This is a genomic window from Tenacibaculum sp. M341 (assembly GCF_004337695.1).
GTDB lineage: Bacteria > Bacteroidota > Bacteroidia > Flavobacteriales > Flavobacteriaceae > Polaribacter.
This window is the reverse complement of sequence record NZ_SJXJ01000003.1, coordinates 96,401-108,371: the sequence shown is the minus strand read 5'-3', so window position 1 is coordinate 108,371 and position 11,971 is coordinate 96,401. Positions and strand designations below refer to the sequence as shown.

At 29.7% G+C, this 11,971-nt stretch carries 10 protein-coding genes; 6 read left to right on the top strand and 4 right to left on the bottom strand.

Annotation, left to right across the window (positions count from 1 at the left end; all coding sequences use genetic code 11):
• Positions 1-2 precede the first annotated feature (2 nt).
• The 4 genes from der to EYW44_RS03980 all read left to right on the top strand — a co-directional run bounded on the left by der (position 3) and on the right by EYW44_RS03980 (position 6,926).
• Complete coding sequence (der, locus tag EYW44_RS03995; protein ID WP_132722381.1) at positions 3-1,310, top strand: ribosome biogenesis GTPase Der; 1,308 nt, start codon at positions 3-5, stop codon at positions 1,308-1,310.
• 61 nt (positions 1,311-1,371) lie between these two features.
• The gene (locus tag EYW44_RS03990; RefSeq protein WP_132722380.1) at positions 1,372-1,557 is read left to right on the top strand and encodes a hypothetical protein; all 186 of its coding nucleotides are present in this window, start codon (positions 1,372-1,374) and stop codon (positions 1,555-1,557) included.
• 98 nt (positions 1,558-1,655) lie between these two features.
• Positions 1,656-4,427, top strand: coding sequence for an outer membrane beta-barrel protein (locus tag EYW44_RS03985; RefSeq protein WP_132722379.1), 2,772 nt, complete (start codon positions 1,656-1,658; stop codon positions 4,425-4,427).
• Between the two features lie 102 nt (positions 4,428-4,529).
• A complete protein-coding gene (locus EYW44_RS03980) occupies positions 4,530-6,926 on the top strand; it encodes a GAF domain-containing protein (RefSeq protein WP_132722378.1) in 2,397 nt (798 codons plus the stop codon).
• Between the two features lie 79 nt (positions 6,927-7,005).
• Here the strand turns inward: EYW44_RS03980 and EYW44_RS03975 are convergent, their stop codons facing one another.
• The 4 genes from EYW44_RS03975 to EYW44_RS03960 form a co-directional block, all read right to left on the bottom strand.
• Positions 7,006-8,043, bottom strand: a complete 1,038-nt coding sequence (locus tag EYW44_RS03975) for an energy transducer TonB (RefSeq protein WP_132722377.1) — start codon at positions 8,041-8,043, stop codon at positions 7,006-7,008.
• 130 nt (positions 8,044-8,173) lie between these two features.
• A complete protein-coding gene (locus EYW44_RS03970; RefSeq protein ID WP_132722376.1) occupies positions 8,174-9,007 on the bottom strand; it encodes a type IV pili methyl-accepting chemotaxis transducer N-terminal domain-containing protein in 834 nt (277 codons plus the stop codon).
• Positions 9,008-9,105: 98 nt separating this feature from the next.
• On the bottom strand, positions 9,106-9,465 hold the full coding sequence (locus tag EYW44_RS03965; RefSeq protein WP_132722375.1) for a hypothetical protein: 360 nt from the start codon (positions 9,463-9,465) through the stop codon (positions 9,106-9,108).
• A 136-nt stretch (positions 9,466-9,601) separates the two neighbouring features.
• Positions 9,602-10,834, bottom strand: a complete 1,233-nt coding sequence (locus EYW44_RS03960; RefSeq protein WP_132722374.1) for a Pycsar system effector family protein — start codon at positions 10,832-10,834, stop codon at positions 9,602-9,604.
• 104 nt (positions 10,835-10,938) lie between these two features.
• Between EYW44_RS03960 and msrB the strand changes: the two genes are divergently transcribed.
• On the top strand, positions 10,939-11,391 hold the full coding sequence (gene msrB, locus EYW44_RS03955) for a peptide-methionine (R)-S-oxide reductase MsrB (RefSeq protein WP_132722373.1): 453 nt from the start codon (positions 10,939-10,941) through the stop codon (positions 11,389-11,391).
• Entirely contained in the window at positions 11,381-11,911 is a 531-nt protein-coding gene (gene msrA, locus EYW44_RS03950) for a peptide-methionine (S)-S-oxide reductase MsrA (protein ID WP_132722372.1), read from the top strand. Before msrB ends, msrA begins: the two co-directional genes overlap by 11 nt.
• Positions 11,912-11,971: the final 60 nt, after the last annotated feature.

Below are 11,971 nucleotides of genomic sequence, written 5' to 3'. Positions count from 1 at the left end.
GCATGAGTAATATTATTGCAATTGTAGGAAGACCTAATGTAGGTAAATCTACCCTGTTTAATCGATTAGTAAAACGTAGAGAAGCTATTGTAGATTCTGTAAGTGGTGTTACAAGAGACCGTCATTACGGAAAATCAGAATGGAACGGAAAAGAGTTCTCTGTAATTGATACAGGTGGATATGTAGTTGGGTCTGATGATATTTTTGAAGGAGAAATTAGAAAACAAGTACAACTTGCTATTGATGAAGCAGATATCATTCTTTTTGTTGTAGATGTAGAACAAGGAATTACTCCAATGGATGATGAGGTTGCTAAAATTCTTCGTCAAGTTAAAAAACCTCTTTTTATAGCTGTAAATAAAGTAGACAACGCAATGCGTGATGCTGATGCTGTAGAATTTTATAATCTTGGTTTAGGAGATTATCACACTATTTCATCTATTAATGGTAGTGGTACTGGTGATTTATTAGATGCTATTGTTGAAAAAATTCCTGAAGAAGCTGAAGATGTAGAAGTAAGTGAATTACCTAGATTTGCTGTTGTAGGAAGACCTAACGCTGGTAAATCATCGTTTATAAATGCCTTAATTGGTGAAGATAGAAATATTGTTACCAATATTGCAGGTACTACACGTGATTCTATCGACACAAAATACAACCGTTTTGGTTTTGAATTTAACTTAGTAGATACAGCCGGAATTCGTAAAAAATCTAAAGTAAAAGAAGACTTAGAATTCTACTCAGTAATGAGAGCTGTACGTGCTATTGAACATTGTGACATTGCCATTGTTATGGTAGATGCTTCTCGCGGATTTGAAGGTCAAGATGAAAAGATTTTTTGGCTAGCAGAAAAAAACAGAAAAGGAGTTGTTATTCTTGTAAATAAATGGGATTTGGTTGAAAAGGAAACCAATACTATGCGTGATTTTGAAAAGAAAATCAGACAAACAATCGCTCCATTTACAGATGTACCAATTATTTTCACCTCTGTACTAACAAAACAACGTATTTTTAAAGCTATAGAAACTGCTGTTGAAGTACACGAAAATAGAAAACGTCGTATTCAAACAAGTAAATTAAACGAAACTATGTTGGAGATTATGCAGCAAACGCCTCCTCCAGCAACAAAAGGTAAGTTTATAAAAATCAAATATTGTATGCAATTACCAACGCATACACCTCAATTTGCTTTCTTTGCTAATTTACCACAATATATAAAAGATCCGTATCGTCGTTTTGTTGAAAACCAACTACGCGAACATTATAATTTTAATGGTGTACCTATTAGTATTTATTTCAGACAGAAATAGATAGCTACAAAAGATTTATTAAATTTCACTATATTTAGTTCAACTTAATAAATCAACTATTATGATCAAAAAAATCAATTCTCTTAAAGGAGTAAAGAAATTATCAAACCAAGAAAGTAAAAGCATTACAGGTGGTTATGAAATTAACGACTGTGTTGTAGATTGTATTGACGCTTATGTTAATTGTTTTATCTCTGGAGGCGCTAACTGTGTAGCTTTTAGAGACGCTTGTTACGCAAGATGCTAATAACCTGCAAGGTTTTATAACAAACCTTAACAATATTTAACGGTTTAAAAGTAGTTTTTTCTTTTCTTTGTTGTTTTAAAAAACAGTAAACAAAGACTATGAAAAAGCTACTTTTTTTATTATTTATTTTTTCCCTTTTATCGGCAAGTGCTCAATCCTACAGATTTAACATCACAGGAACAATTCAATCAGAAAAAGATAAAAAACCTATTGAGGCTGCTACTATTCATTTAGAAAAAGTAAAAGATAGTACCGTTTTATCCTATACTATTTCAGATGAAAAGGGTAATTTTTCACTAGAAGGAAAATCATATGATAAAAACATGAAACTTTATATCTCTTTTATTGGAATGAATAATTACAGTAAATTAGTTTCATTAGATAAAGAATCAACCATAAAATTGGGTGTAATTTCTTTAAAAGAAGAATCCAATCTTTTAAATGAAGTTGTTATAAAGTCTAGAGCTCCTATTACTGTTAAAAAAGATACTTTGGAGTTTAATGTAAAATCTTTTAAAACCAAAAAAGATGCTAATGTTGAAGATTTACTAAAAAAACTACCCGGAATTGAAGTAGATGAACAAGGTAAAATAACCGTAAATGGAAAGCCTGTAAATAAAGTTTTAGTAAACGGAAAACCTTTCTTTGGAGATGATCCTACCATAACAACAAAAAACCTTACCAAAGAAATTATTGAAAAAGTTCAAATAACAGATTCTAAATCTAAATCTGAAGCTTTTACAGGTGAAAAAGGAGATGCAAACAATAAAACTATTAATCTAACCATAAAAAAAGAAAACAATAAAGGTTGGTTTGGTAGAGTAACTGTTGGTGGTGGTACAGACGAAAGATATGAAGGCGCCACTATGGTTAATCGTTTTAATAATAATACTCGATTTAGTTTAATTGCAGGAACAAACAACATTAATTCTCCTGGATTTAGCTTTGGTGAAATACAAAAAATGTATGGTGGCGGTAGCATGTGGATGAGTAGTGGCGGATCTTTTAGTGTTGGCGGAAGATCTTTTGGCGGAGGAAATGGTATTGTAACTTCAAAAATTGGAGGCTTTACGTATGCTGATGAATATAAAAAAGGTTTTGATATTAATGCTAATTATATTTTTTCTGAAAGTAACTCAAACGATGTTTCAAAAAATAATAGAGCTTATAATTTACCAGACCGACAATATTTTACCAACACCACTTCTGTAAGTAATAGCGATAATACGAATCATAACTTTGATACTGAATTAGATATTAAAATTGATTCTACCTTTTTAATCAACATCAGACCAAAATTCACTTTTAATTCTCGAACTCAAAACAGTAATAGAAACGAAGAATCTTTAGATGAAAACTCGGTATTAACCAATCGTTTTTCTAGCACTAATTTCTCTGATTCTGAAACCAAAAGCTTTGAAAACAACATTAGTATTACCAAAAAGTTTGGTAGAAAAGGGAGTTTTTTAAAGGCTGTTATTACCAATAGAGTTAGAACTGCTGACAGAGAAAGACGCAACAACTCTATTATTGAGATTTTTGGAGCTGATGCAAGCACAGAAATTAGAGATCAAAAAAGTACTGTTTCTGATGATTTAAACAGTATTCGCTCAAGATTAACATATCGCATACCAATACTTGAGAAAAAACTGTTTATTGATGCAAAGTATCGCTACTCAAGAAGTGAACGAGAAAATATTGACAGCACTTTTGATTTTAATGCTGCTGACAATAGTTTTTCAGATTTTAATATTGATTTGAGCTCTAATTTTGAATATAATGATATTACCACCACTCCCTCTCTATCGCTAGAATTTGAATCTAAAAAATTTAATATTGGCGTTGAAATGGGAAAGGTTTACAGAACTTTAGAAAATTTAGATAAATTACGTCCTAACTTAAATTTAAATAGAACGTTCAACAATTTACTTTTTAGCACAAATTTAAGATACAGCTTAAAAAAGAACGGATCAATTTATTTGAATTATTCCATAGATAATAATCCTCCTTCAATAGATCAAATACAACCTTTTACCAATGTTAGAAATCCTTCTAACTTAATTACAGGTAACCCAAACTTAAAACCAAGTCAATCACATCGAGTTTATTTAAATATTAACAAATACAACTGGCAAAAACGTACTGGCTTCTTTGCATATATCAGTGGTAATTTAAAAAACAATCAAATTGTAAATAAAACTTCTATAGATGATAATTTAATTAGTACTACAACCTATGAAAATGTTGATGGAGCTTATGATTTCTGGGGAGGCGCTAATTATAACAAAAGATTCAAATTAGACTCTATTACTAGCGTAAATGCTAGAATAGGAATAAATTCTGGTTTTTCTAAAAACATCAATCTTTTTAATGAAGTAAAAAATATATCTAAATCAACCTCACTAACTCCTAATTTAGGTTTTGAACTTACTTGGAATAAAGTCTTATCTATTGAACCTAGGTACGAAATCAGCTTTACAAAAACCACTTTTAACAACGAGGTTAATCAATTACAAAATTTCACTAGTCATTCCTTAAATATTAGAACACGTACTAATGTTCCTAAAAAATTAGAATGGCGAAATGATGTTCGATACTCTTTTAATCCAAATGTTATTGGTTTTAATAGAGCTGCTTGGTTTTGGAACTCTACACTTGCCTACTCTATTTTAAAAGACAAAGCTTCAATTACTCTAAAAGCTTATGATTTACTAAATCAAAACACCAATGCCCGAAGAAGAACTGCATCAAACTATATTGAAGATACAGAAAGTACTGTGCTACAACAATATTTTATGCTTGGCTTTAGCTGGAAGTTTAATAGTTTAGGTAAAAAAGGGAAAGTAAATGAATATAATTTCAACTTTTAACCTCAAAATCAACTATCTGAGTATTTTTTTGTAACTTTTCGCTAGATATATCGACTAAATAATACATTTTGTAATTTTGTATTTATTAAAAAGGCAAAGAAAATGACGATAAGAAGCTTTTATGACACGCCACAATTAGAATTACCACTGCAAATTAACATCAGTTTCAAAAAAATATACGAAGTATATAAAAAGTACACTGATGAAGCATATAAAAATCATCCTTACCATCAGTCTGCTTTAGAAATGGTAAAGAAAATTGACGATGTTCCTGAAATTATTGAAGGGTTCACCGATTTTTCTCTTTTAGAAAAACACAGTGAACTTATAGAACTACTTTTAGAAACGTTGTTTCCAGAAATACTTACAACAAATGAAATAAAAGCTGCTACTTTACCTTTTACTTTTTTATGTTTTAAGTTTACAGAAAGGTTTGAAAACATTTTAAAAAACGCAGGTGAAGATTATGAGTTTAAAGTTAGAAACTTTAAACAAGACGACATGTATATTTATGCATGTACTTTAATACTTGCAACTATTTATAATCGCCCTGTTGATTTAAAACGTCCTTTTTATTTTGATATCCCTGATGTTAATGCTGGAATCACAAGATACTATAGAGTAGCTTTTAATGGTGATTTTATGGAGATTGCTGCTACAAAAGACGCTCCAGAAATAACAAAAGAAGACATTGAACTTCTTTTAGATAATTTTGACAACATAGAGATATGGAAGGAGAAATTCCCTCCAAATTCTTATATATTTAAAGGTTTTGGTTTAATGAATTTGTTTGACATTACTCCAGATGAAACCATAGCTTCAATAAAAGATAGTTTAGTAGGGAAAGAAGATACAGAAATGACAGAAAGGTTACAAGATAACCTCAGAAACTTCTTTGCCATTCAAGATTTACAAGTTGGATATTCTGTATTTGATGTAAGTAATATTAGTGAAGGACATGTAACCGTTAAAAGATCGGAGAGTATTTTACTAGACTACGATACGGAAATTACATGTAACGAATATTTTTGCGATCATTTAATTGGTCAAATTTTTAGAGAAAACAAAAGTGTAGTATTATCTGACACCAATAAATATAAAGAGCGTACAAACAGTAATAAACTTTCTCTTCGTTTAATTCAAAAAAATATTCAAAGTATTATTCTAATTCCTGTTACTGCTTCAAATGATGATTTAGTATTACTTGAAATAGCTTCTCCTAGAGCTTACGAATTGAATTCTGTAAATAAGGAAAAGCTTAAAGATATTATTCCTGTTTTTAGAGCTGCTGCAGAAAGAAAATCTGAAGAGTTTTTAAATATTCTTGAAGCTACAATTCAAGAGTATTATACCTCAATTCACCCTTCAGTAAAGTGGCGTTTTTATGATGCTGCAGAAAATTATCAGAATGCCATTTACAAAGATGAAGATGCTAAAATTGAACAAATCACTTTTAAAGACGTCTATCCTTTATACGGACAATTAGATATTAGAGGATCTTCTACAGCAAGAAATCAAGCTATTAAAGAAGATTTACAAACACAATTAAAAGCAGCTATAAACGTACTTAAAGAGGCTTGTAAAAAAGAAACGTTACCTATTTACGATGAATTAATGTATAGGGTAAATGAGTATTTGCTAGCAGTAAATAATGGTATTAAAGCCGGTGATGAAGTTTCTATTTTAGACTTTTTAAAACGAGAAATTTATCCTGTTTTTAATCATATCAAAGAAATTAATGAGGAGTTAACTCAAATTGTTAACGAATACTTAAGCGGGCTAGATAGCGATTTACAAGTAGTTTACAACAAACGTAAAAACTACGAGCATAGCGTTACAAAAATTAACGACAAGCTAGCTAAGTTTATTGACAAAAAGCAAGAAGAAGCTCAAGCTATTTTTCCACACTATTTTGAAAGATACAAAACAGATGGTGTTGAATATAACATGTATATTGGACAGTCTATTACTAAAAGTAAAAAATATGACTCTCTATACTTATACAATCTGAGATTATGGCAACTGCAAACCACTTATGAAATGGAAATTGTTGCTAATAATTTAAGAAAATCGTTAGAGCACGATTTACAAGTAGCTTCTTTAATTTTAGTACACAGCAATCCATTATCTATAGAGTTTAGAATGGATGAAAAACAATTTGATGTTGATGGGGCTTATAATATTCGATATGAAATTATTAAAAAACGAATTGATAAAGCTCACATAAAAGGCACCAACGAAAGATTAACTGTACCTGGTAAAATTTCTATTGTATACTCTCAAAACAGAGACGCTGACGAGTATTTAAAGTATATTAAATATTTACAATCCAAAAATCAATTAGGTGCTGTAGAACTTTTAGACATTGAAGATTTACAAGGTGTATCTGGGTTAAAGGCTATCAGAGTAGAGGTTATCTATAAAGACGAAAATACTACTAAAGTTACCGAGAAAAAAAGTACTATTTCTATTGATGAATTAATCAAAGATTTAAAATAGTATAAACATATACCATAAAAAAAGGTCGATTTTGAAGTTTCAAATCGACCTTTTTATTTTTGTTTTATTCACTGTTTAATTATTCATCCAATTGGAAATCTATAGGTATAAAATACTCTACATTAACATAGTCATTATTATGTTTTCCTGGAAGGAATTTAGGCAATAACTTGATTAATCTTTCTGCTTCTTTTTCTAAAAGTTCAGTATTTGTTCCTCCTGTTGTAGTTATATTTTTAACATAACCATCTGTATCAACAATAAAACGAACCCATACTCTACCTTCAATACCTTCAGAAGCAGCATCAAATGGATAAATAAGATTATCAACAATATTATTTACAATAGTTTCCTTAATACACTCTTTCTGCTCTTCAGCTCCGTAATCAGCACAACCAATAAAAACTGGTTCTTCATTAACCATATCGAACCTTACATGTTCTTTAATTAAACCTTCATCCGAACTACTAATCGGAAAACCTTCATTAACCTTCTTGTTATCAAAAGATAAATTAAAGTTCACAAAAACCTTATGCTTAATATCTGTAACTATTCCCTTGTGTTTCGCTGGTGTAAATTTAGGCAAAGCTTTAACAATTCTTTTTGCCTCATCCTCTAACAACTGATTTTTAGTAGCACTCTCAGTTTTAATATTAATTACCTCACCAGTAGTATTTATGGTAAAAGTTGCTAATACTTTATCTTCAATTCCCTTTTTTAAAGCTTCCTCTGGGTATTGTAAATTATCAGAAACATGTTTATCTATCTGATCATTAAAACATTTAAGCTGCTGGTCACTAGAAGCAGATACACAATCATTAAACATAGGTAACACTTCAACATTACTTGCTGTAAACCTATTAATTCTAGCAATAGCATTAATATTCTTTTTTACTCCTTTTAAAGATGGAGTTCGTCTTCTCACATATCTTTTTCTTGTAGATACCTTTATATATTCTGTTTTTTTGGACTTCTTAAAGTTTTCTATCGCACATTTACCAATTGTGTTAATATCTGTAACATCACCTGCAGCTGCACTTGTACACACTTTATTTTGAGAAGTAGATATAAATCCTACAAATACAAAAAATATGGTTAAATAATTTTTAAAAATCATAATATTTATTTTAATTGATTTTGGGGAGTTAAAAAATACTCAACCGACTTAACTTAATTTTCCCTTAAACTACTTTACTTTTTTACCTTCATATAATCCCTTTTATTTAGTTTTAATTCAACATTTATTATTATTCAACTTTTACCTTTTCATATAAATTAGTAATTCTATTAAACTTTTTAGTTAAGTCATTACTTAATTTATATACCTCTTCGTCTTTATAACCTTGTTTAAAAAATCTATCTCTATTTGTTTTTACTGTTTCCCACTGCTCCATCACATCACCCAATGATTCATCAATTCTCTCATTGTTAAAACTTGATATTAATAAATCATTTAACGCACTATCCAACTCAATAAATACATTTTTAAGTTTACTTTCAGTATTTGAATTCTTTAAATTAGGTTTATTAGCAAAATAGTATAATGCTAATCTTTGCGACAACATTCGTTGTCTTCCTGATTTATTTATAATCTCCTTTAATTCATTGTCTTCTTCTGCCAATCCAGTACCCGAAGATTCTGAATTATTTTTTGCTTCTAAAATTATAGCATTTACTACGTTATTGGCATATTTTAAAATAGTTGAATTGGTGTTTATAATTTTTACTGCATCTCCTTGGTTAGGTTCTGAAGCTAAAAACTGCTTGTATTTAGCCCATGTATCTTGTACTTCTTTTAATCTGTTTTTAGTTAAATCTGCACTTGCATTTTGAGCTAAAATGTTATTCTGTTTTTCAAAAATAATCTTCGTGATTTTTAAATCTTTTTTGGCTTTAAAATCGTTTGGATTATCAAGAAGATACAAATAGATCTTCCCCATTCTTTGAGTTAGCATTCTCTGTTTACCTGATATATTTACGGCTTTATTAAATGTTAACGAACCATATTTAGTTTGAGAAAAAGATAAGAGCGCTATAAAGAATAATGCTAGGGTTAAATATTTTTCCTTTAAATTTCTCATGATAATTTGATATTTTTTTGTTTTATTAAGATCAACTCTATAGAAAAGAGGATTCAAATTTCTTATTTGATTGTGATTACTTTCTAGACTACTAAAAACTAGTAATCCTTAATTTTCAACATAGATATTTCTCCTGTCGGAGATAAATGAATAAGAATTAACATCGAACCATTTTCAAATTCGACTAAATAATTCTTTTCTTTCTCTTCCTCCATGATTAATTCATACGTAGACATAGCACCTTTATCGGTATGCAAACTATCTATTGTTTTCTTGAAGGTGTTTTCTTGAAGTTCTTTCTTTAAATCTGGAGTGAATTTTTGATGAATTAAAGAAGCATTTTTTTCATTAAAGCCCTTTGTGATGAGATCTAAGGCTTTTTTGTAGTCTTCTTTTGTCTGTGAAAAAGCGAAGACAAAATTGAATAGAAAAAATAAAGAAATGACTATATTTTTCATAAATTGGGGGGTATAAAAAATTGTAATTTACTGTACATCAACGATTGTAAATATACGTCTTTTTATTTTATCCGCAAGGATTACATTCTTTTTTAGCATTTCCACCCCTTTAAAACGTTATTTCATTAACATATATTCATAAAAAAGCACTAATTCCTGAATTTATTTCATTTTGATTGCTTTGTAAATAAAAAGCAATTGCAAAAGCTAACACACTCACTATAATACCTATCATAAAAACAGTGTATGTTGTTCTTAACAAGCTATATTTTCTATTTAATACTAATCCTAAAAAGTATAAATCTTTTGTAAGCGATCCGTATAAATAATCTCTATCTTTCATCATTTCGCTCATTCCCCATTCAAACTCAGGTAAACTCATTTTATGGAAGTTTCCAAAGAAAATTAAATTTACCTTTTTATTTGCTATATCTTCTTTAGTAAATTTCCCTTGAGTAATATTAGGTCTTGTAGCCAGGATAGACAATATTATAGATACCACTGTAAAAAACACGAATAAAATGGTAGGTATAATTAAATATCCGTTTGAAGGATTATCTAACTTAGGTATCAGTGTAGATAATGCCATGGAAATGATAATAGCATTAACCGATAACAATATATTGGCTTTTGTATCAGCAATATCACTTAAAGTTATGTGATTTCTCAAGGCAACCCTAAACATGGTTTCAATTCCTCTTTCTGGAAGTTCTATTTTGCTTTTCTTAAAATCTAACTCTTCTTTCTTTTGTAATAACTTTTTACTCTCTTGCTTTATCTTTTTTTCACTTTTTACTAGCTGAGCTAAATTCTTACTCTTTTGCTTTTGCCATTTTTTAATAGCTACATTCGTATAAAAACGGTGGTGATTTGTTAAAAAATCAATATTTTGACGTAACCAATATGTATCTGAGATTTTTTCCTCACCCGATAACTCTTTTTCTTTTTGCAACAACTGAGAAAAATCAGTGTAATTTTTACTACCTAGATGTGAACAATCTGCATCATTTAAAATCTTACCTAACTCGCCAGACGGTTCCATACCCATTTCAGTACTTAAAATGGTATCAGATACTTGTTTTATATACTCATCAGAAACTTCTTGTTGTTTTAAAAAATCACTAGCTATTAATACACTTTCTCTTTCATGAGCATCTGCTTTTTTGGTAAAACCAGTATCATGAAACCAAGCAGCTATCAATAAAATTTCTTTATCAGATTCATTCAACTCACTCTCTTCTGCTAACTCTTTAGATTTTTCTACAACCCTAAGTGTATGTGATAATCCGTGATATACATACTTCCTATCTAATTTTGTGTTTAATAAATCTACTACAAAACTTTCCGCTTTTTCTAAAAGAGTGCTCATAAATCAGTAATTTAGTATAGGTAAAAGTAACCAAACTTTATCAATTACAATAATGTAATTTTTAGCACTACAAAACGACAAAAAAATTAAATTAAAAATACAATATGTTAACTTGGAAAGATATTATCCGTTTTACAGTAAACGGTAATCCTACTCCTAGTAATAGAGTAGAAAAAACAGATGCTGAATGGAAAGAAATTTTAGACTCTGAAACATTTACAATTACACGTTTAAAAGGAACTGAACGTCCTTTTTCTGGCGAGCATTGTTCTGCCTTTGAATCTGGAAAGTATAGTTGTGCTTGTTGCAACACTCCCCTCTTTGATTCTACAATTAAATTTGAATCTAGTTCAGGGTGGCCTAGTTTTACACAACCAATTCAAGAGAATGCTGTTAAATACCACAAAGATACTTCTCATGGTATGATTCGTGTTGAAATTTTATGTAATTCTTGCGATTCTCATTTAGGACACGTATTTCCTGATGGTCCTGAACCTAGCGGATTACGTTACTGTGTAAATTCTCTCTCTTTAAAATTAGAAAAAGATGGCAACTAAAATAGCAACTATTGGTGGTGGATGCTTTTGGTGTACCGAAGCTGTTTTTAACCAAATTAAAGGAGTTGAAAAAGTTGTTTCTGGTTATGCTGGTGGAAATGTTCCTGGACACCCTACTTACAGAGAAATTTGTTCTGGCTTAACAGGTCATGCAGAAGTAATTCAAATTACATATGATTCTGAAGTAATATCATTTGAGGAGATTTTAATCATTTTTATGACAACTCATGATCCTACTACTTTAAATAAACAAGGTGCCGATGTTGGTACACAATATCGTTCTGTTATTTATTATAATGATAATACTGAGAAGTTAATTGCAGAAGAAGTTTTTAAGCAAGTACAACCTTATTACGATGATCAAATTGTAACGGAATTAAGTGAACTACCTACTTTTTATGCTGCCGAAGACTATCACCAAAATTATTATGATAATAATAAAGAACAAGGGTATTGTAACTTCGTTATTACTCCTAAGTTAGCAAAGCTGCGTAAGCTGTACGCTGACAAACTGAAATAAACAACTGTAAATTAATCCAATTTACACAAACAAAAAACTACAATATTTGGTATTGTAGTT